Here is a 19,529-nt window from a genome sequence, read left to right on the forward strand (position 1 = left end):
CGGGCGACCCGGTCGGTGGGGGAGGGGGTGTCAGAATGGAGGACTCCGCCTTGCCCCACGCCGACCGCCCATGCCCGATCCGCGCACCGACCACCCTGCCGTTTCCCGCGCCGCCCTGACCAATGCCCTTGACACGCTGCTGCAGCCAACCCAGTTCAAGGACTATGGGCCGAACGGGTTGCAGGTCGAGGGCCGGGCAGAAGTGCGCAAGCTGGTGAGCGGGGTGACCGCCAGCCGTGCGCTGATCGAGGCCGCCGTGAAGGAGGGCGCCGATGCCATCCTGGTGCACCACGGCCTGTTCTGGCGCGGCCAGGACGGCCGCGTGACCGGCTGGATGAAGCAGCGTCTGGCGCTGCTGCTGGCGCACGACATCAATTTGCTGGCCTACCACCTGCCGCTGGATGCGCACCCCGAGCTGGGCAACAACGCGCAGCTTGCACGTCAGCTGGGAGTGGCCGTGTACGCCGACGCGCGCGGCCGCTTCGGCGAGCAGGCCCTGGGCTTCATGGGCGAGCGCCGCAGCGAGTCGGCCGCCGCACTGGCCGATCATGTGGCCCGGTGCCTGGGGCGTGCAGTGACCTTGGTCGCCGAGCCCGATCGTCCGGTGCGCCATGTGGCGCTGTGCACGGGCGGCGCGCAGGGCTACTTCGAGGCGGCCATCGCGGCCGGTGCGGATGTGTTCATCACCGGCGAAATTTCCGAGCCGCAGGCGCACTATGCCCGCGAATGTGGCGTCTCCTACATCGCCTGCGGCCACCACGCGTCCGAGCGCTATGGCGCGCCTGCCGTCGGTGCCCATGTGGCCGCGCAGCTGGGGCTGGCGCACGTGTTCATCGACATCGACAACCCCGCCTGAAGCGCCACATGCCGCCGTTCCCACCCCCTCCGCTGATTCTGAGCATGGGCGATCCCGCGGGCATCGGGCCCGAGATCATCGCCAAGGCGTTTCGTGAACGGCCGGCGCTGCAGCGCCAGGTGGTGGTGGCCGGCGACGTGGCGACGATGCACCAGGCCTTGCGCGCCACGGCGGCGGAGCGGGGCTCGGCCGCCGAAGCGCTGATGCTGGCCGAAATCGAGGCGTTGTCGGACCTTGACGCGGTGCCTCCGGGATGCATGGCGGTGGTGCAGGCGTGTTCGCTGGCCCGACCGGTGCCCACGGGGCGTGTGAGCGCCGAGGCCGGGCTGGCGGCAGCCGACTGCATTCGGTGGGCCGCACAGGCGACCCTGTCGGGACGAGCCCGAGCCCTGGTGACCGCGCCCATCCACAAGGAAGCGCTGGCGGCGGCCGGTGTCGACCACCCGGGTCACACCGAGTTGCTGCAGGCGCTCGCGGCGGCGCACGCCGGCGTGCCGATCTCTGCGCTACCGGTGCGCATGATGCTGAGCTGCCCCGGGTTGAGCACCGTCCTGGTGAGCATTCATGTGTCCTTGCAGCAGGCGCTGCAAGCCGTGACGCAGGCCCAGGTGCTGCAGACCATCCGCATCACCGACGCGCATTTCCGGCGAACCGGGCTGGCCGCGCCACGCATCGCGGTGGCCGGGCTGAACCCGCACGCGGGGGAGGGGGGATTGTTCGGTCGGGAAGAAATCGAGACCATTGCGCCGGCGGTGGCACAGGCGCAACAGGAAGGTGTGCAGGCCAGTGGGCCGCACGCGCCCGACACGGTGTTCATGCGCGCCCGCCAGGGGGCTTTTGACGTGGTGGTGGCGATGTACCACGACCAGGGACTCATTCCCGTCAAGCTGCTGGGTCTGGAGCACGGCGTGAACACCACGCTGGGCCTGCCTTTCGTGCGCACCAGCCCCGACCACGGCACGGCGTTCGACATCGCCGGCACCGGCCAGGCCAGCGCCACCAGCCTGCTGGCGGCCATCGACGCGGCCCTGGCAGCCACGGGCGTCTGAGGCATGAAAAACGCCGCAGCCCCGTGAGGGGTGCGGCGTGGTCGGAAGCGGCTGACGCTTACTTGCGCAGGCTGTCGCGGATCTCGCGCAGCAGGGCGATGTCTTCGGGCGTTGCGGGCGGCTCGGCCGGGGCGGCGGGCGCTTCGCGCTTGAGGCGGTTGATCTGCTTGACCATGATGAAGATGATGAACGCCATGATGGTGAAGTTCAGCGCCACCGTGATGAAGTTGCCGTAGGCCAGGGTCGGCACACCGGCCGCTTTCAGGCCGGCCAGCGTCGCGGGCGTGCCCTCGGGCACTTTGCCGAGCGCGAGGTACAGGTTGGTGAAATCCAGGCTGCCGAAGATGGCGCCCACGATGGGCATGATCACATCGTCGACCATGGAAGTGACGATCTTGCCGAAAGCCCCGCCGATGATCACGCCCACGGCGAGGTCGATCACGTTGCCCTTGACGGCAAATTCCTTGAACTCTTGCAACATGCCCATGAGGTCCTCCGGTTGGCGAGTGATTGAAATGGATGGCGGAAAGTCGAGAGGCATTCTCACACAGTCGTGCGTGGCGTCCGCTGGTATCGAGCGCTCCCGGGCAATAGCCAAGTCCCACACCCCGACAAGCGGTAAAGCCCCTTGACTGCTCCAGTACAATGCCGGGTTGTCCCTAGTGTCCCGTCTCGACCCCATTGAAAGATCCCCATGAGTGAAGCAACCGCCGGTGCGACTGTCGATCGCAGCCGCAGAACCTGGCTGATCACCTCCTGCGCCATGGGTGGTGCTGGTGCAGCCGCCGTCGCCGTTCCCTTCGTGAGCACCTTCCAGCCGTCCGAGCGGGCCAAGGCCGCCGGGGCCGCCGTGGAAGTGGACATCTCCGGCATCCAGCCGGGAGAAAAGATCGTTGTCGAATGGCGCGGCAAGCCGGTGTGGATCTTGCGTCGCACGCCCGAGCAGCTCGCCGCGCTCGAGACCATCGAGGGTCAACTGGCCGATCCGAACTCGGACCGCACGGCCTACCCGACGCCGGCCTACGCCAAGAACCGCCACCGTTCCATCAAGCCCGAATTCCTCGTGACCGTGGGCATCTGCACCCACCTCGGTTGTTCCCCCGGCGACAAGCTCACCCCCGGCCCGCAGCCTTCGCTGCCGGACGACTGGAAGGGCGGCTTCCTGTGCGCCTGCCACGGCTCCACCTTCGACGTGGCCGGCCGCGTGTTCAAGAACAAGCCGGCGCCCGACAACCTGGAAGTGCCGCCGCACTACTACCTGTCCGACACCACTTTGCTGGTGGGTGAAGAGAAGCAGGCCTGAGCGGCACTGACAGACAACGGATCACAGAGGCATCCCCATGGCTGAATTCAAAGAAATTTCCCCCGACGCGCCGATCGGTCAGAAAGCGCTGAACTGGATCGACAACCGGTTCCCGGCATCCAAGCTGTACAAGGAGCACCTCTCCGAGTACTACGCGCCCAAGAACTTCAACTTCTGGTACTTCTTCGGCTCGCTGGCCCTGCTGGTGCTCGTGATCCAGATCGTCACCGGCATCTTTCTGGTGATGCACTACAAGCCCGACGCCAATCTCGCCTTCGCGTCGGTCGAGTACATCATGCGCGACGTGCCCTGGGGCTGGCTGATCCGCTACATGCACTCCACCGGCGCCTCGGCGTTCTTCGTGGTGGTGTACCTGCACATGTTCCGCGGCCTCATCTACGGCAGCTACCGCAAGCCGCGCGAGCTGGTCTGGGTGTTCGGCTGCGCGATCTTCCTGTGCCTGATGGCCGAGGCCTTCATGGGCTACCTGCTGCCCTGGGGCCAGATGTCCTACTGGGGCGCCCAGGTGATCGTCAACCTGTTCTCCGCCATTCCCTTCGTCGGTCCCGACCTGGCGCTGCTGATCCGCGGCGACTTCGTGGTGGGCGACGCCACGCTGAACCGCTTCTTCAGCTTCCACGTGATCGCTGTGCCGTTGGTGCTGCTGGGTCTGGTGGTCGCTCACCTGATCGCCCTGCACGAAGTGGGCTCCAACAACCCCGACGGTGTGGAGATCAAGGCCACCAAGGATGCATCGGGCAAGCCGCTGGACGGCATCCCGTTCCACCCGTACTACACCGTGCACGACATCCTGGGCGTCTCGGTCTTCCTGATGGTGTTCTCGGCGATCATCTTCTTCGCCCCCGAGTTTGGCGGCTACTTCCTCGAGTACAACAACTTCATCCCGGCCGACCCGCTGGTGACGCCGCTGCACATCGCGCCGGTCTGGTACTTCACGCCGTTCTACTCGATGCTGCGTGCCATCACCACCGAAATGATGTACGCCCTGGTGGCGATCGTCGTCATCGCGGCGGTCCTGGGTGCGCTCAAGGCCAAGGTGTCCGGCGCGATCAAGGGTGGCATCGTGATCGCCGCACTGGTGCTGGTGGCGCTGATGCTGTCCATCGATGCCAAGTTCTGGGGCGTGGTCGCCATGGGTGGCGCCGTCATCATCCTGTTCTTCCTGCCCTGGCTTGATCACAGCCCGGTCAAGTCCATCCGCTACCGCCCGAACTGGAACATCTGGCTGTACACGGTGTTCGTGATCAACTTCCTGATCCTCGGTTATCTCGGGGTGCAACCGCCGTCGCCCATTGGCGAGCGGGTGTCCCAGTTGGGTACGCTGTTCTACTTCGGCTTCTTCCTGCTGATGCCCTGGTGGAGCCGCATCGGCGAATTCAAGCCGGTGCCCCAGCGCGTCACGTTCCAGCCCCACTGAACCCACAGAGCCAATCCGGAGAGTCAAGCAAATGAAAAAAATCCTCTTGGGCTTCATGCTGGCCCTGGGCTTGTCGGGCGCGGCGCTGGCCGCTGGTGGAAACTTCCCCCTGGACAAGGCGCCTCAGCGCACCAACGACATGGCCGCCCTGCAGAACGGCGCCAAACTGTTCGTCAACTACTGCCTGAGCTGCCACTCGGCGGCGTTCATGCGCTACAACCGCCTGCGCGACATCGGCCTGAACGACAAGCAGATCGCTGAGAACCTCACCTTCACGACCGACAAGATCGGTGACACGATGAAGGCCGCCATCGATCCGAAGCAGGCCAAGCAGTTCTTCGGCGTGAACCCGCCCGACCTCAGCCTGATCGCCCGTTCGCGCTCCAGCGGCGCGGGCACCGGTGCCGACTACGTCTACACCCTGCTGCGCACCTACTACCGCGACGACACCAAGCCGACCGGCTGGAACAATCTGGTGTTCCCGAACATCGGCATGCCCCACCCGCTGTGGGAGCTGCAAGGCGAGCGCCGTCCGGTGCACGAGAAGGTGATGAGCCACGGCCACGAGGTGGACCGCGTCAAAGGCTGGGAGCAGGTCAAACCCGGCACCCTGAGCGATGCGCGCTACGAAGAAAACGTTGGCGACCTGGTGGCCTACCTGCAGTGGATGGCCGAGCCTTCCCAGAACTCCCGCGTGCGCATCGGCGTGTGGGTGATGCTGTTCCTGGCGGCTTTCACCATCGTGGCCTGGCGCTTGAATGCGGCCTTCTGGAAAGACGTCAAATAATCCGATCCGGCTGGGGCGGTCTCATGGGAGGCCGGCCCGACCGTTCCACAGTGGTTTGCAATGCCCGACGGGCATGTTCGCAAGCCACTGTTTTTTGCTTTAAGGAGACTCCCACATGATGGTCTTGTATTCGGGCACCACCTGCCCTTACTCCCACCGCTGCCGTTTCGTGCTGTTTGAAAAAGGCATGGATTTCGAGATCCGGGACGTCGACCTGTACAACAAGCCTGAAGACATCAGCGTGATGAACCCGTATGGCCAGGTGCCTATCCTGGTCGAACGCGATCTCATCCTGTACGAATCGAACATCATCAACGAGTACATCGACGAACGCTTCCCGCATCCCCAGCTGATGCCCGGCGACCCGGTGGACCGCGCGCGCGTGCGCCTGTTCCTGCTGAACTTCGAGAAAGAGTTGTTCACGCACGTGTCGATGCTCGAATCGCGCAGCACCAAGGGCAACGAGAAAGCGCTGGAGAAGGCCCGTTCGCACATCCGCGATCGCCTGACCCAGCTCGCACCGGTGTTTCTGAAGAACAAGTTCATGCTGGGTGACAATTTCTCCATGCTGGACGTGGCCATCGCCCCCCTGCTGTGGCGCCTGGATTTCTACGGCATCGAACTCAGCAAGAACGCCGCTCCCCTGCTCAAGTACGCCGAGCGCATCTTCTCGCGCCCGGCCTACATCGAGGCGCTCACGCCGTCCGAAAAGGTGATGCGCAAGTAAACGGCACGCGGTCCCGCAGGGGACCAAGCCAGAAACTTCATGAGTACCTTCGAACCGGAAATCCCCTCCACGCGGCCGTACCTGATCCGTGCCTTGCACGAATGGTGTGCCGACAATGGGTTCTCGCCCTACATCGCCGTCCAGGTCGATGCGTCGGTGCGGGTGCCCATGGAGTTCGTGAAGAACGGTGAGATCGTGCTCAACGTGAGCATGGAAGCCACCAGCTCGCTCAAGCTGGGCAATGAATTCATCGAATTCAAGGCCCGGTTCGGCGGGGTGGCGCGCGAGATCATTGTGCCGATCAGCCATGTGATCGCCATTTATGCGCGCGAGAACGGCCAAGGCATGGCCTTTCCAGCGCCGCCCGCGGCGGCCGTTTCCTCCCGGCCCGCCGTGGACGCCGCTGTGGTGCCCGATGCACCTTCGGGTGTCGAAGAGGCCTCCGACGGTCCCGCCCGTGGCTCGCTGCGGTCCGTTCCCAGCGATGGCGCGCCCGCGTCGGGTGATCTGCCCGATCCACCGGCAGGCCCTGGTCGGCCGGGCGGCAGGCCCCAGCTCAAGCGCGTCAAGTAGAATTTTTCGTTCAACCCGCCGCTTTAGCTCAGTTGGTAGAGCAATCGCCTTGTAAGCGATAGGTCGTCTGTTCGAGTCAGACAAGCGGCACCAGGCACCGCCCGCGCAGGCTCAGGGCGCGCTCATCGTCCCGGCGTTTGGACTTTGATGCGGATTGCGTTAACCTGCGCACCCCTTTGGGTCAAAGCCAGTTGCAGCGAAGGCAGCAAATGGCGCAGTTTGGTCGACGCGGCGGAACTGCGCACCAGCAGGCACCACTCCTGATCTTGCAAGGGGCCGGCCAGCACATGCGGACGCAAGCTGGCGGGGATCAGGTGTTGCACCTGATCCAGGCACCAACGGGACTCCCGGATGCGCTCCTGCAGCGCGGCGAGCGTGGGCGCAGCTCCCACGGCCTGCTCCAGGCTGAGCATGGTGTTGTGGGATCGGGGGACGGTAGACATGCGATGAAGGTGGCCTGGTTGAATCTGGGCAGCCTGGAAAGGTAGAGCAGTGCACATCATTATCACGGACGCCTGGCTGGCGAAGAGCCGCGCCATGCACCTCAGTGGACTCAAGCTCGTCGGTGTCGGCGTGCTCGCGTCGGTGCTGCTGATGCTGGGGGCGATCACCACGTACCACTGGGTGTTTCTGGAGGGGGTGCGCCAGGGCTGGCCCGGGTTTGCGCCGGTGGCGCGGCTGGTGCACCAGGACGAAGCCAATACCCAGAACGCCTACATGCGCGCCAACCTCGACGCCATGGCCCGCAAGCTGGGCGAAATGCAGGCGCGCATGGTGCAGATCGACTCGCTGGGTGAACGGGTCGCAGGCCTGGCGGGCCTGAGCCCGGCGGAGTTCAAGCCCAAGCCAGGTGCCGGCGGCGCGCTGGTGGGGGGCCGTGACCTGAGCATGGACGAATTGATGGGTGCGCTGGAGCGGATCGACCAGACCAGCGGTTCGAGGGTGGACTGGTTGACGGTGGTGGAGTCGCGCCTGTTCGACCAGAAGATCCAGCGCACGATGGTGCCGACCGAGCAACCGGTGGCGGGCGTGCAGGTGGGGTCGCCGTTTGGCTTTCGCATCGACCCCATCACCGGGCGCTCCGCCCTGCACACGGGCCTGGATTTCCCGTCCGATCCCGGGCACCCCCATCCTGGCCGCCGCGGGCGGGATGGTGGTGGTGCAGGAATACCACCCTGCCTACGGCAACATGGTGGAAGTGGACCATGGCAACGACCTCATCACCCGCTATGCCCACGCCTCGAAGGTGCTGGTCAAGAAGGGCGATATCGTGAAGCGGGGCCAGAAGATCGCGGAAGTGGGCTCCACGGGACGCTCCACCGGGCCGCATCTGCACTTCGAAGTCTGGGTCTCGGGCGTGCCCCAGGATCCGCAGCGCTTCCTGGCCGCGGGCGAAAACATGGCCGTGGCCAAGGCCACAGGGCCCGGACCCCGCAGGCCCTGAGCGCGGGGCAGGTGCGGCGGGTAAAATGCGCGCTTTGCTCTTGAAAGCCCTGCGTCCGTCGGCACATCACGGGTAGTTTCCCGTCGTTTGCTCTCCGGGTTCGCGAGAGCCCTCCTACCTCCAATTGCCTGCCCGGAATCCACAGGGTGTCCGGCGCAGGCCCGCACGTATCGCCAGCAAACTTCCTCACCAAAATCTTTGGTAGCCGCAATGACCGTCTTCTGAAGACCTATCGCAAGACGGTGGAGCGCATCAATGGACTGGAGTCGAAGTTCGAGCAGCTCAGCGACGACGAGTTGAAGGCGCAGACAGAGGCGTTCAAGCAACGCATCGCCCAGGGCGAAGCCCTGGAGGCCTTGTTGCCCGAGGCGTTTGCCGTGGTGCGCGAAGCGAGCAAGCGCGTCATGAAAATGCGCCACTTCGACGTGCAACTGATGGGGGGCCTGGCGCTGCACCATGGCAAGGTGGCCGAGATGCGCACCGGCGAAGGCAAGACGCTGACCGCCACGCTGCCGGTCTACCTCAACGCACTGACAGGCAAGGGTGTTCACGTCGTCACCGTCAACGACTACCTGGCCAGCCGCGATGCCCAGTGGATGGGCCGGCTGTACAACTTCCTCGGCCTGACCGTGGGCATCAACCTGCCTCAGGCGCCGCGCGAGGACAAGCAGGCCGCCTACCGCGCCGACATCACCTACGGCACCAACAACGAATACGGCTTCGACTACCTGCGCGACAACATGGTCTACGAGGCCGCCGACCGCGTGCAACGGGGCCTGAACTACGCGATCGTGGACGAGGTGGATTCCATCCTGATCGACGAGGCCCGCACACCCCTGATCATCAGTGGCCAGGCCGAAGACCAGACCCAGGTCTACCTGGCGATCAAGCAGCTGGTGCCCCACCTGGTGCGACAGGAGGGCGAGGCCGATCCGCGCACGGGTGAAGGGGTGATCAAACCCGGCGACTTCACCGTGGACGAGAAGGCGCATTCCATCCACATGACCGAGCAGGGCCATGAGAATGCCGAGCGCCTGCTGAGCCAGGCCGGCCTGTTGCCCGAAGGGGCTTCGCTGTACGACCCCGCCAACATCGCGCTGCTGCACCACCTGGTGACCTCGCTGAAGGCGCACCACCTCTACCACCGCGATCAGCACTACGTGAACCAGAACGGCGAGATCGTCATCGTCGACGAGTTCACGGGCCGTCTGATGTCGGGCCGTCGCTGGAGCGACGGCCTGCACCAGGCCGTGGAAGCGAAAGAAGGCGTCGGCCATCCAGCCAGAGAACCAGACGCTGGCGTCCATCACCTTCCAGAACTATTTCCGTCTCTACAGCAAACTCTCGGGCATGACCGGCACGGCCGACACCGAGGCCTACGAATTCCAGGAGATCTATGGCCTGGAGACGGTGGTGATCCCGCCCAACCGGCCGAGCAAGCGCAACGACCAGCTGGACCGGGTCTACAAGACCACCAAGGAAAAGTACGTCGCGGCGATCGAGGACATCCGCGAGTGCCACGAGCGCGGCCAGCCGGTGCTGGTGGGCACTTCGTCGATCGAGAACTCCGAGATCATCGCCAGCCTGCTGCAGGCCGAAAAGCTGCCGCACGAGGTGCTCAACGCCAAGCAGCACGCCCGTGAGGCCGACATCATCATCCAGGCCGGCCGGCCTGGCGCGATCACCATCGCCACCAACATGGCCGGTCGCGGTACCGACATCGTGCTCGGCGGCAACCTCGAGAAGATGGTCGATGCGGTGCAGAACGACGAGTCACTCGACGACGCGACCAAGGCGGCCCGCATCGAGACGATCCGCCAGCAATGGCAACAGGACCACGAGAAGGTCAAGGCGCTGGGCGGTCTGCGCATCATCGCGACCGAGCGCCACGAATCGCGCCGCATCGACAACCAGCTGCGCGGCCGTTCGGGCCGCCAGGGCGACCCTGGCTCCTCGCGTTTCTATCTGAGCCTGGACGACTCGCTCATGCGCATCTTCGCGGGCGACCGCGTGCGCGCGATCATGGACCGCCTGAAGATGCCCGAGGGCGAGGCGATCGAAGCCGGCATCGTCACACGCAGCATCGAGAGCGCGCAGCGCAAGGTCGAGGCGCGCAACTTCGACATCCGCAAGCAGCTGCTGGAGTACGACGACGTTTCCAACGACCAGCGCAAGGTGATCTACCAGCAGCGCAACGACATTCTGGACGCCACGTCGCTGCGCGCGCAGATCGATGCACTGCGTGAAGGCTGCTTCACCGACCTCGTGCACCAGTACGTGCCCGAGGGCAGTGTGGAAGAGCAATGGGACCTGCCCACGCTCGAGCGTGTGCTGCGCGAGGAGTGGGCCGTGGAAGCGCCCGTGTCCAGCTGGGTGGCCGATGCGGAAGCCATCGATGTCGAGGAAATCGTCGAGCGCGTGCAGGCGGCGGCCAAGACGGTCTTCGAGGGCAAGGTGGCGCTGGTGGGCGAGGAGAACTTCACCCAGTTCGAGCGCGTGGTGCTCCTTCAGACCATCGACAGCCAATGGCGCGAACACCTCTCGGCCCTGGACTACCTGCGTCAGGGCATCCACCTGCGGGGCTATGCGCAGAAGCAGCCGAAACAGGAGTACAAGCGCGAGGCTTTCATGCTGTTCGGCCAACTGCTCGACAGCGTCAAAAACGACGTCACCCGCGTGCTCATGAACGTGCGCGTGCAATCGGCCGAACAGATGGCCGAGGCGGCCGAGCGGCTGGAAGAGCGCGCCGAGCAGATCGCCAACGTGACCTACACCGCCCCGACCGAAACGGGCGAGGCCGAGACCATCGCCGATGCGGCCATTGCCGCGGCCGCGCGCCCTGCGGGCGACGTGCCGCGCGTGGGGCGCAACGATCCCTGCCCCTGTGGCAGCGGCAAGAAATACAAGCACTGCCACGGCAAGCTGGACTGACGGTGGCGTGAGGGCGGCCCCCCAGGGTGCCCGCCGTCGCGCGGCCGTCGGACATCACGGTACATCCACGGAGTTCACATGCCTGTTCAACTCAACGCCCCCTTCGCCACCGATCTGCTGCCCGTCGCGGGTGTGCGCATCGGTGTGGCGCAGGCGGGCATCCGCAAGGCCAACCGCAAAGACCTCACGGTGTTCCTGCTCGATGAAGGCTGCGCCGTGGGCGCGGTGTTCACGCAGAACCGCTATGCGGCCGCACCGATTCAGGTGTGCCGGGACCACCTGGCGTCCGGGCAGTCGATCCGCGCGCTGGTGATCAACACCGGAAACGCGAACGCCGGCACCGGTGAACCGGGCCTGGCGAACGCACGCCAGACCTGCACCGCGCTGGCGCGCTCGCTCGGTCTGCACCACGAACAGGTGCTGCCGTTCTCGACGGGCGTGATCATGGAGCCGCTGCCGCTGGACCGTCTGCTGGCCGGCCTGCCGCTGGCGCTGGCTGACGCGGCACAGCCTCAGACCGAGGGCGGCGCGCAATGGCTCTCCGCGGCTCAGGGCATCATGACCACCGACACCTTGCCCAAGGCCTTCAGCCAGCGCTTCGAGCTGGACGGGCGGACCCTCAGCGCCACCGGCATTGCCAAGGGCGCGGGCATGATCCGGCCGAATATCGCCACCATGCTGGGTTTCCTGGCCACGGACGCCGCCGTCGCGCCCGAGCTGATGAATGCGCTGGCGCGCCGCCTGGCCGATGCTTCCTTCAACCGCGTCACCGTGGACGGCGACACCAGCACCAACGACTCCTTTGTCGTGGTGCGCACCCGGGCGGGCGGGCAACACACCCATCACCGATCTGGAGAGCCTCGCAGGGCGTGCGCTGCTGGCGGCACTCACCCCGGTGGCGCGGCAGTTGGCGCATGCCATCGTGCGCGACGGCGAAGGCGCCACCAAGTTCATCACCGTGCAGGTGGACGGTGGCCGCGACGCCTCGGAATGTCTGCTGGCCGCGTACGCGGTCGCTCACTCGCCCCTGGTGAAGACGGCGTTCTTCGCCAGCGACCCGAACCTGGGCCGCATCCTGGCAGCGGTGGGCTACGCGGGCATTCACGACCTGGATGTCAACGGCATCGATCTGCACCTTGGTGACGTGCATGTGGTCAGCGCCGGTGGGCGCCACCCGGCCTACAAGGAAGAGGACGGCCAGCGTGTCATGAAGCAAGCCGAGATCCTGGTGCGAATCGGGCTGGGCCGGGGCACGGCGAGCGAGACCGTGTGGACCTGCGACTTCAGCCACGAGTACGTGACCATCAACGCCGACTACCGGTCATGAACGAGCACTTCGAACGCCTGCTGCAGCGCGCCGAGCAGCTCATCACCCGGATCGAGGCGGTGCTGCCGCAGCCCATGTCGGCGCCCGACTGGGCCGCCGCCGTGGCCTGGCGTTACCGCAAGCGCAGCAGCGGCCATGGCGTGCTGGAGCCGGTGCGACACGTGGGTGCGATGCGCCTGGACGATCTGCAGGAGATCGACGGGCAGAAGGAAAAAATCCAGCGCAACACCCTGCAGTTCGTGCAGGGGCTGCCGGCCAATAACGTGTTGTTGACCGGTGCCCGCGGTACCGGCAAGTCCTCGCTGGTGCGCGCCTGCCTCAACGAATACGCGCCGCAAGGCCTGCGGCTGATCGAGGTGGACAAGTCCGACCTGGTGGATTTGCCCGACATCGTCGAAGTGGTGGCTGAGCGGCCCGAGCGTTTCATCGTGTTCTGCGACGACCTCAGTTTCGAGGATGGCGAGCCAGGCTACAAGGCGCTCAAGTCCATCCTGGATGGCTCGGTTTCGGCCGCGAGCCCCAACGTGCTGATCTACGCCACCAGCAACCGCCGCCACCTGCTGCCCGAGTACATGAAGGAAAACCTCACCTACACGCACACGGCGGATGGCGAGGTGCACCCGGGCGAGGTGGTGGAGGAAAAGATTTCCCTGTCGGAGCGCTTCGGCCTCTGGGTGAGCTTCTACCCGTTTAGCCAAGACGAGTACCTCACCATCGTCGCGCAGTGGCTCAGCTCGATGGGTGTGCCTGCCGCTGACATTGCGGCGGCGCGGCCCTTGGCACTGGTCTGGGCACTGGAGCGCGGTTCGCGCAGCGGTCGGGTGGCCTACCAGTTCGCGCGCGACTACGCGGGCACCCACGCCATCCAGGCATGAGCGCGCCAGTGCTGGTGGTCGATGCCGACCAGGACGCGCCGCGTCCTGCCGACCGGCCCGTGGTGGACGTGGCCGTTGGCGTGCTGATCGCTCCCGATGGTGCTTTCCTGCTGACATCCCGTCCACCGGGCAAGGTGTATGCCGGGTACTGGGAGTTTCCGGGCGGCAAGCTGGAGGCGGGTGAAACCGTGGAGCAGGCGCTGCGGCGCGAACTTCAGGAAGAGATCGGCCTGACCATCGGCACCGCGCACATCTGGAAAGTGTCGATGGTGGACTACCCGCATGGACTGGTGCGGCTGCATTTCTGCAAGGTGCGCGACTGGACCGGTGAGCTGCAGATGCGCGAAGGCCAGCAGTTTGGCTGGCAAACCCTGCCGGTGTCGTGTGCCCCTGTGCTGGCCGGTACCGTGCCTGTGCTGGAATGGCTGGCGGCCGAACAGACGGTTTGAGGTCGGTCTGCTGAACCGCGGGAGGCGGTTTCAGCTTTGTTCGAAGCCGGGGTCGCTCTGACCTTCCTTTTCCGGCAGGCCGAATTCCTCGTTCGCCCAGGCACCCAGATCCATCTGCTTGCAGCGCTCGCTGCAGAACGGACGGTACGCGTTGCTCGGCGCGTAGATGCTGGGCCCGCCGCAATTCGGGCAGCGGACGGTTCTGACGGATGTGTGGGTGGCTTTGTCGCTCACGGCCGACCTCAGGCGCACAGGGTCAGTTCAAACGCGGCGTCCTCCTGCGCTGGATGCAGGCGGTCGTCTTCGCCGTGGCGCATCAGGCGCACCGACAGCATCAGCCGGTTGCCGCTGATTTCGGGGATGAGCCCCGTGGACGGGTCGATGCGCAAGCGCAGCAGCTGGAAGCTGCGGCCCTGCGGCAGGGTCAGCTGGAACTGCGCAACCCGGCGCGACCACCTTCTGGGCCGAACCCGATTCGCGCAGCATCTTGAGCAACTGCACGATGGACTCGGCCAAGGGCGCCAGCGGTACCGACCAGCGATGCAGATCGGCCCGGCGTTCCTCCGCGCTCCGGTGCTGCCAGTGGTAGTAGCCGGGCAGATCAAACTCGCAGGTGCCGCCTGGAATGCCGATGCGGCTGCGGATGCTCATCAGCCAGTCGTTCTCAGTCAGGGCCTGGCCGGTCTTGCCGGTCATTTCGCTCAGTTGCGTGAAGCAGTCTTCCAGCTTCTGGATGACCTCTTCCAGGGCCTGCTCCGCGATCATCGGATTGCCGCGAAAACCGATGAGTTGCTGCTTGTGCCGGTCCAGATCCTTGAGCACATCCGACTTCATGTCGGCCCGGGCCGCCACGTCCATGATCTCGAAGATGGTCTGGATCGCATAGTGGTGATCCAGCGGGTGGCTGCGGGGCACCAGTTCCACCATGCGACGAAACAGCTGTTCAAGCCGCAGGTAGGTGCGAATGCGTTCGTTGAAGGGGTAGTCGTACAGGATCACGGCAGCGGGGCGGTCGCGGGACGGAGCGGCGGGTGGGGGTTCATCATAGCCCGAACCGCTTGGCCAGGGCCTCAGCGGCGCGCTCCAGCAGGGCCAGGTCGTCGGCGTCGTTGAAGACCACGAGGTCGGCCGCGGCCAGGCGCAAGGCACGCGGACTCTGGTTGCGCATCACGGCTTCGGTGGTGGTGGCGTCCCATCCACTGCGAGCGTTCACGCGGCGGATCTGCGTGGTGGGCGAGCAGTCGACCACCAGCACGCGGTCCAGCTGAGGCCGCCAGCGTGGGGACTCGACGAGCAGAGGCACATCGAACACCAGACAGGCAGAGGCCGATGCCTGGGCCTGGCGCTGGATTTCCGCGCCCACCAGCGGATGGATGATGTGCTCCAACGTGTGGCGGGCTTCGGGGTGTGCGAACACGTGATCGCGCATGCGCTGCCGGTCGAGGGCGCCATCTGGAGCCAGGAATGCCGGGCCAAAGGTGTGTGCGATGGCGGGCATCGCGGCGCCGCCGGCTTCGGTGCTGCGGCGGGAGATGGCGTCGGCATCGATCACACCGGCGCCACGGGCCTGCAGCAGGCGCGCCAGCGTGCTCTTGCCACTGCCAATGCCACCGGTGAGTCCCAGCCGCAGGGGCGGCCTGTGAGGCGTCTGGCTCACAGGCCGATGGCGGCCAGAATGGCCGAAGGGCCAAAGACCATCGAGGTCAAGCCGGCCAATGCCAGGAAGGGGCCGAAAGGCACATAGCCTCCCTCGCGCAGGTTGCCTTTGAGTTTGATGGCGATGCCCACCACGGCACCGATCACCGAGGCCATCAAGATCACCGGGATCAACGCTTGCCAGCCGAACCACGCGCCGAAGGCGGCGAAGAGCTTGAAGTCACCGTAGCCCATGCCTTCCTTGCCCGTGATCAGCTTGAAGGCCCAGTACACCAGCCAGAGCGACAGGTAGCCTGCCACAGCCCCCCAGAGAGCGTCCGGGAGCGCGGTGCCTGTCAGTCGCAGACCTGCTGCGCACAGGCCGGCCCACAGCAAGGGAAGGGTGATGTCGTCGGGCAGCAGCGTGGTGTCCCAGTCGATGCACGCGAGTGCCAGCACCGCCGCAGAAAAGCCGCACCAGGCCAGGGCCTCCCAGCCCAGCCCCCATTGCCACCCGCACCAGGCGAACAGGACCGCGGCCGTCAACTCTACCGCCGGATAGCGTACGCTGATCGGCGCGTTGCACTGGCTGCATTGGCCGCGCAACGCGAGGTAGCTGAACACCGGGATGTTCTCGAACCAGCGGATCTGATGTCCGCAATGCGGGCAGCGCGAGCGCGGCACCATCAGGTTGAATGTTTCAGCTTCTGGTGAGGCCGCTGCCGGATTCTCTACCGTGTTCTGAAGATCCGCGCATTCGGCCGCCCAGCGCAGTTCCATCATCTTGGGCAGGCGGTGAATCACCACATTGAGAAAGCTGCCCACCAACAAGCCGAGCAAGCCCAGCAGCGCCGCGCCCGGCACGCCCGCTTCCGCCAGCATCAAACCACCTGGCCCAGCTTGAAGATGGGAAGGTACATCGACACCACGATACCGCCAATGACGGTCCCCAGCACAACGATGATGATGGGCTCCATCAGGCTGGAGATGCCCGCCACCATGTCGTCGACCTCGGCTTCATAGAAGTCGGCGGCCTTGCCCAGCATGTGGTCGATGGAGCCCGACTCCTCACCGATGGCGCACATCTGCAGCACCATGGATGGGAAGATGTTGGCGTTGGTCATGGCGTTGGTCAGGCTGGTGCCGGTCGACACCTCCTGCTGGATCCGTTCGGTGGCGATGGCGTAGACCGAGTTGCCCGATGCACCACCCACCGAGTCCAGTGCTTCCACCAGGGGCACGCCCGCCGCGAACATTGTCGCCAGCGTGCGCGTCCAGCGGGCGATGACCGATTTTTCGATCAATGGACCAAAGATCGGCAGCTTGAGCAGCAGGCGGTCCATGAACCGCTGCACCTTCTCATTGCGCCGCCAGGCCTGCATGAAAAAGTAGAAGCCGCCACCGAGGACGCCAAAGATCAACCACCAGTACTCGGTGAAGAACTCGCTTATCGCGATCACGAACAGGGTCGGCGCGGGCAGATCGGCGCCGAAGGAGGAGAACACCTCCTTGAACGAGGGGATCACGAAGATCATGATGATGGTCACCACCACGAAGGCCACGATGATCACGGCGATCGGGTACATCAGCGCCGACTTGATCTTGGACTTGAGCGCCTCGGTCTTCTCCATGTAAGTCGCCAGGCGGTCCAGCAACTCCTCCAGAATACCGGCGGCTTCACCGGCTTCCACGAGGTTGCAGTACAGGCTGTCAAAGTACAACGGGTGTTTGCGAAACGCCGAACTCAGCGAGGTGCCGGTTTCCACATCGGTGCGGATGTCGTTGAGCAGCTTGGTGACGCTGGGGTTGGCGTTGCCCCGGCCGACGATGTCGAACGCCTGGAGCAGGGGCACACCGGCTTTCATCATGGTGGCCAGCTGGCGCGTGAAGATGGCAATGTCCTTGGGCTTGATGCGCTTGCCCGAACTCATGCGGCGCTTCTTGACCTTGCCGGGCACGATGCCCTGGCGCCGCAGCGCAGCCAACACCTGGTTTTCTCCCGCGGCCCGTGTTTCTCCACGCACGGTCTTGCCGTTGCGGTCTTTGCCCTCCCACTCGAAGACGGCGTCCTTGACGTTCTTGGATACTGCGGTTGCCATGGTGTCCCTCTATCCCTCTGAGCCTTGTGTCTGGAACTGCATCACTCGTTGGTCACGCTGAGCACTTCTTCCAGCGAAGTCATGCCCAGCTTCACCTTGAGCAGACCCGATTCGCGCAGCGTGCGAACGCCCTCCTTGCCGGCCTGCTGGGCAATGTCGAGCGCGCTGCCACCACGCAGGATGATGCGTTGGATTTCTTCCGAAATGGGCATCACCTGGTAGATGCCGACGCGGCCCTTGTAGCCGTTGTTGCAGGCCGAGCACCCCACGGGCTTGTAGGGCGTCCAGGTGCCATCAAGGTCTTCCGGCTTGAATCCGGCGTCCACCAGGGCCTTGCGCGGTACGTCCAGCGGCGCCTTGCAGGTGGCGCACAGGCGACGGGCCAGCCGCTGGGCGGTGATCAGGATCACGCTGGAGGCGATGTTGAACGTGGGAATGCCCATGTTCATCATCCGCGTCAGTGTGGTCGGCGCGTCGTTCGTGTGCAGGGTGGACAGCACCATGTGACCGGTTTGTGCGGCCTTGATCGAGATGTCCGCCGTTTCGAGATCGCGAATCTCACCCACCATGATCACGTCGGGATCCTGGCGCAGAAATGCCTTGAGGGCCGCCGCGAAGGTCAGGCCCGCCTTCTCGTTGACGTTGACCTGATTGACACCCGGCAGGTTGATTTCCGACGGATCTTCCGCCGTGGAAATGTTGATGCCTGGCTTGTTCAGGATGTTCAGGCAGGTGTACAGCGACACCGTTTTCCCCGACCCCGTGGGGCCGGTGACCAGCACCATGCCGTATGGCCGGCTGATCGCGTTCAACAGCCGCTCTTTTTCCTCGGGTTCGTAGCCCAGGGCATCGATGCCGACCTTGGCGCTGCTCGGGTCCAGAATACGGATCACGATCTTCTCGCCGAACAAGGTGGGCAGGGTGCTGACCCGAAAGTCGATCACGCGGTCCGGTCCGATCTTGAGTTTCATGCGCCCGTCCTGGGGCACACGCTTCTCCGAGATGTCCATGCGGGAGATCACCTTGATCCGCGACGCCAGCTTGTCCTTGATCACGATCGGCGGCGACGCAATTTCACGCAGTTCGCCGTCCACCCGAAAACGGACCCGGTAGTTGTGCTCGTAAGGCTCAAAGTGCAAGTCGGATGCCCGCATGTTGAATGCGTCAATCAGCATCTTGTGCAGGAACTTGACCACGGGCGCGTCGTCGACCTCCGACGCCTTGTCGGTCACGTCGCTCACGCTCGTCTCAGTGGCCGCCTCGTCGAACTCGAACTCGCCACCGATGATGTTGTCCATCGTGTCGTTGACGCTGGTGGTCTGGGTCTCCACCAGTTTGCTGAGCTTGTCGTACTCGGCAATCACCCAGTCCACGCCCATCTGGGTCGCGAACTTGATCTTCTCGGCGGCCTGTTGGTCGGCTGGATCGGCCGTCGCGACCATCAAGCGGTTGTTGCGTTTGCTCAGGACGACGATGCGGTAGTCGCTGCAGATCTTGGGATCGAGCAGGCCGGCGGGCAGGCGTTGCACGTCGATCGCGTCCAGATCGAGCAGTGGCGCGGCAAACGCCACCGACATGGTGTGGGCCAGATCCGAAGCGGACACAGCCCCTGAGCCGGTCAGCTCTGCGATGAAGCTGGAGCGGCCGCTTTGTGCTTTGCGATAAAGATCTTCAGCCGCCTTCTGGCCAAGCTTCCCCGCAGACACGAGCGCGCGGCCCAGGCCTGGCAAGGCCATGGACGGGGTCTCCTGGGGGACGGTTTCGACGGACGCCATAGATTTCTATTTATCGTAAATCAAGGACTTGCCCGCCATTATTGAGGCAACTTGTGTCGGAAATGCGGATTCCCCCGCTGGCCGTTGTATCGAGGACGCGAAATCCGACCGGCCGGTCGTTGGCTCGGTCTGAACGGCAATGTCTGAAAGGGGGAAACTGGTCGGGGTGAGAGGATTCGAACCTCCGGCCTCTACGTCCCGAACGTAGCGCTCTACCTGGCTAAGCTACACCCCGATGGACCGAAAATGGTCGATCGTCTG

General features: G+C 64.9%; 16 protein-coding genes, 2 tRNA genes and 4 pseudogenes. 13 read left to right on the forward strand and 9 right to left on the reverse strand.

The window, feature by feature from the left end; translation table 11 throughout:
• Nucleotides 1-70 precede the first annotated feature (70 nt).
• A complete protein-coding gene (locus ACFJI0_RS02795) occupies nt 71-856 on the forward strand; it encodes a Nif3-like dinuclear metal center hexameric protein (protein WP_382323367.1) in 786 nt (261 codons plus the stop codon).
• Nucleotides 857-900: 44 nt separating this feature from the next.
• Nucleotides 901-1,905, forward strand: coding sequence for a 4-hydroxythreonine-4-phosphate dehydrogenase PdxA (gene pdxA, locus ACFJI0_RS02800; protein WP_382323368.1), 1,005 nt, complete (start codon nt 901-903; stop codon nt 1,903-1,905).
• Nucleotides 1,906-1,963: 58 nt separating this feature from the next.
• Here pdxA and mscL read toward each other — a convergent pair whose 3' ends face one another.
• Nucleotides 1,964-2,392 (reverse strand): large conductance mechanosensitive channel protein MscL, encoded by a 429-nt coding sequence (gene mscL / locus ACFJI0_RS02805; RefSeq protein WP_382161377.1) that lies wholly within the window; start codon nt 2,390-2,392, stop codon nt 1,964-1,966.
• A 207-nt stretch (nt 2,393-2,599) separates the two neighbouring features.
• On the opposite strand from mscL, the gene petA reads away from it, so the two are divergent.
• From petA to ACFJI0_RS02835, 6 genes are all read left to right on the forward strand, one after another.
• Nucleotides 2,600-3,208, forward strand: a complete 609-nt coding sequence (gene petA, locus ACFJI0_RS02810; RefSeq protein WP_291121418.1) for a ubiquinol-cytochrome c reductase iron-sulfur subunit — start codon at nt 2,600-2,602, stop codon at nt 3,206-3,208.
• A 37-nt stretch (nt 3,209-3,245) separates the two neighbouring features.
• Nucleotides 3,246-4,646 carry a cytochrome bc complex cytochrome b subunit gene (locus ACFJI0_RS02815; protein ID WP_291121420.1) on the forward strand — a complete coding sequence of 467 codons (1,401 nt, stop codon included), beginning with the start codon at nt 3,246-3,248 and terminating at the stop codon, nt 4,644-4,646.
• A gap of 31 nt (nt 4,647-4,677) precedes the next feature.
• Nucleotides 4,678-5,433, forward strand: coding sequence for a cytochrome c1 (locus ACFJI0_RS02820; protein ID WP_382323369.1), 756 nt, complete (start codon nt 4,678-4,680; stop codon nt 5,431-5,433).
• Nucleotides 5,434-5,548: 115 nt separating this feature from the next.
• Nucleotides 5,549-6,160, forward strand: coding sequence for a glutathione S-transferase N-terminal domain-containing protein (locus ACFJI0_RS02825; protein ID WP_291121425.1), 612 nt, complete (start codon nt 5,549-5,551; stop codon nt 6,158-6,160).
• Between the two features lie 39 nt (nt 6,161-6,199).
• Nucleotides 6,200-6,733, forward strand: a complete 534-nt coding sequence (locus tag ACFJI0_RS02830; RefSeq protein WP_382323370.1) for a ClpXP protease specificity-enhancing factor — start codon at nt 6,200-6,202, stop codon at nt 6,731-6,733.
• A 17-nt stretch (nt 6,734-6,750) separates the two neighbouring features.
• Nucleotides 6,751-6,826 (forward strand) — tRNA-Thr (locus ACFJI0_RS02835).
• A gap of 29 nt (nt 6,827-6,855) precedes the next feature.
• On the opposite strand, the gene ACFJI0_RS02840 is transcribed toward ACFJI0_RS02835, so the two are convergent.
• Entirely contained in the window at nt 6,856-7,146 is a 291-nt protein-coding gene (locus tag ACFJI0_RS02840) for a hypothetical protein (RefSeq protein ID WP_382323371.1), read from the reverse strand.
• 79 nt (nt 7,147-7,225) lie between these two features.
• On the opposite strand from ACFJI0_RS02840, the pseudogene ACFJI0_RS02845 reads away from it, so the two are divergent.
• The 5 genes and pseudogenes from ACFJI0_RS02845 to ACFJI0_RS02865 all read left to right on the forward strand — a co-directional run bounded on the left by ACFJI0_RS02845 (nt 7,226) and on the right by ACFJI0_RS02865 (nt 13,759).
• Nucleotides 7,226-8,177 (forward strand): annotated as a pseudogene (locus ACFJI0_RS02845) (M23 family metallopeptidase).
• A 146-nt stretch (nt 8,178-8,323) separates the two neighbouring features.
• Nucleotides 8,324-11,108: pseudogene (secA, locus tag ACFJI0_RS02850) on the forward strand (preprotein translocase subunit SecA).
• Nucleotides 11,109-11,186: 78 nt separating this feature from the next.
• Nucleotides 11,187-12,435 (forward strand): annotated as a pseudogene (gene argJ / locus ACFJI0_RS02855) (bifunctional glutamate N-acetyltransferase/amino-acid acetyltransferase ArgJ).
• Complete coding sequence (locus ACFJI0_RS02860) at nt 12,432-13,310, forward strand: ATP-binding protein (RefSeq protein ID WP_382161360.1); 879 nt, start codon at nt 12,432-12,434, stop codon at nt 13,308-13,310. Before argJ ends, ACFJI0_RS02860 begins: the two are co-directional and overlap by 4 nt.
• On the forward strand, nt 13,307-13,759 hold the full coding sequence (locus tag ACFJI0_RS02865) for an NUDIX domain-containing protein (RefSeq protein WP_382323372.1): 453 nt from the start codon (nt 13,307-13,309) through the stop codon (nt 13,757-13,759). Before ACFJI0_RS02860 ends, ACFJI0_RS02865 begins: the two co-directional genes overlap by 4 nt.
• A 30-nt stretch (nt 13,760-13,789) precedes the next feature.
• Here the strand turns inward: ACFJI0_RS02865 and ACFJI0_RS02870 are convergent, their stop codons facing one another.
• The 7 genes and pseudogenes from ACFJI0_RS02870 to ACFJI0_RS02900 all read right to left on the reverse strand — a co-directional run bounded on the left by ACFJI0_RS02870 (nt 13,790) and on the right by ACFJI0_RS02900 (nt 19,503).
• Complete coding sequence (locus ACFJI0_RS02870; protein WP_382323373.1) at nt 13,790-13,993, reverse strand: DNA gyrase inhibitor YacG; 204 nt, start codon at nt 13,991-13,993, stop codon at nt 13,790-13,792.
• Nucleotides 13,994-14,001: 8 nt separating this feature from the next.
• Nucleotides 14,002-14,758: pseudogene (gene zapD, locus ACFJI0_RS02875) on the reverse strand (cell division protein ZapD).
• Nucleotides 14,759-14,801: 43 nt separating this feature from the next.
• Nucleotides 14,802-15,416: a dephospho-CoA kinase gene (gene coaE, locus ACFJI0_RS02880; protein ID WP_382323374.1), complete on the reverse strand. Its 615-nt coding sequence runs from the start codon at nt 15,414-15,416 to the stop codon at nt 14,802-14,804.
• Nucleotides 15,413-16,276 (reverse strand): prepilin peptidase, encoded by an 864-nt coding sequence (locus ACFJI0_RS02885; protein ID WP_382323375.1) that lies wholly within the window; start codon nt 16,274-16,276, stop codon nt 15,413-15,415. Before ACFJI0_RS02885 ends, coaE begins: the two co-directional genes overlap by 4 nt.
• The gene (locus tag ACFJI0_RS02890; protein ID WP_291121454.1) at nt 16,276-17,493 is read right to left on the reverse strand and encodes a type II secretion system F family protein; all 1,218 of its coding nucleotides are present in this window, start codon (nt 17,491-17,493) and stop codon (nt 16,276-16,278) included. The genes ACFJI0_RS02885 and ACFJI0_RS02890 overlap by 1 nt, the downstream gene beginning before the upstream one ends.
• A 41-nt stretch (nt 17,494-17,534) precedes the next feature.
• Nucleotides 17,535-19,268 (reverse strand): type IV-A pilus assembly ATPase PilB, encoded by a 1,734-nt coding sequence (gene pilB / locus ACFJI0_RS02895; protein WP_382161347.1) that lies wholly within the window; start codon nt 19,266-19,268, stop codon nt 17,535-17,537.
• 158 nt (nt 19,269-19,426) lie between these two features.
• A tRNA-Pro gene (locus ACFJI0_RS02900) sits at nt 19,427-19,503 on the reverse strand.
• Between the last annotated feature and the right edge of the window lie 26 nt (nt 19,504-19,529).

Source organism: Hydrogenophaga sp. UC242_53 (genome assembly GCF_042696965.1).
Taxonomy (GTDB): domain Bacteria; phylum Pseudomonadota; class Gammaproteobacteria; order Burkholderiales; family Burkholderiaceae_C; genus Hydrogenophaga.

Excerpts from the sequence above, each read along its gene's own strand:
- pilB (WP_382161347.1), bottom strand. The coding sequence starts at position 19,268 with ATGGCGTCCGTCGAAACCGTCCCCCAGGAGACCCCGTCCATGGCCTTG.
- ACFJI0_RS02815 (WP_291121420.1), top strand. The coding sequence starts at position 3,246 with ATGGCTGAATTCAAAGAAATTTCCCCCGACGCGCCGATCGGTCAGAAA.
- ACFJI0_RS02860 (WP_382161360.1), top strand. The coding sequence starts at position 12,432 with ATGAACGAGCACTTCGAACGCCTGCTGCAGCGCGCCGAGCAGCTCATC.
- ACFJI0_RS02885 (WP_382323375.1), bottom strand. The coding sequence starts at position 16,276 with ATGCTGGCGGAAGCGGGCGTGCCGGGCGCGGCGCTGCTGGGCTTGCTC.
- ACFJI0_RS02825 (WP_291121425.1), top strand. The coding sequence starts at position 5,549 with ATGATGGTCTTGTATTCGGGCACCACCTGCCCTTACTCCCACCGCTGC.
- ACFJI0_RS02865 (WP_382323372.1), top strand. The coding sequence starts at position 13,307 with ATGAGCGCGCCAGTGCTGGTGGTCGATGCCGACCAGGACGCGCCGCGT.
- mscL (WP_382161377.1), bottom strand. The coding sequence starts at position 2,392 with ATGGGCATGTTGCAAGAGTTCAAGGAATTTGCCGTCAAGGGCAACGTG.
- ACFJI0_RS02820 (WP_382323369.1), top strand. The coding sequence starts at position 4,678 with ATGAAAAAAATCCTCTTGGGCTTCATGCTGGCCCTGGGCTTGTCGGGC.
- ACFJI0_RS02840 (WP_382323371.1), bottom strand. The coding sequence starts at position 7,146 with ATGCTCAGCCTGGAGCAGGCCGTGGGAGCTGCGCCCACGCTCGCCGCG.
- ACFJI0_RS02795 (WP_382323367.1), top strand. The coding sequence starts at position 71 with ATGCCCGATCCGCGCACCGACCACCCTGCCGTTTCCCGCGCCGCCCTG.
- petA (WP_291121418.1), top strand. The coding sequence starts at position 2,600 with ATGAGTGAAGCAACCGCCGGTGCGACTGTCGATCGCAGCCGCAGAACC.
- ACFJI0_RS02890 (WP_291121454.1), bottom strand. The coding sequence starts at position 17,493 with ATGGCAACCGCAGTATCCAAGAACGTCAAGGACGCCGTCTTCGAGTGG.
- ACFJI0_RS02830 (WP_382323370.1), top strand. The coding sequence starts at position 6,200 with ATGAGTACCTTCGAACCGGAAATCCCCTCCACGCGGCCGTACCTGATC.
- pdxA (WP_382323368.1), top strand. The coding sequence starts at position 901 with ATGGGCGATCCCGCGGGCATCGGGCCCGAGATCATCGCCAAGGCGTTT.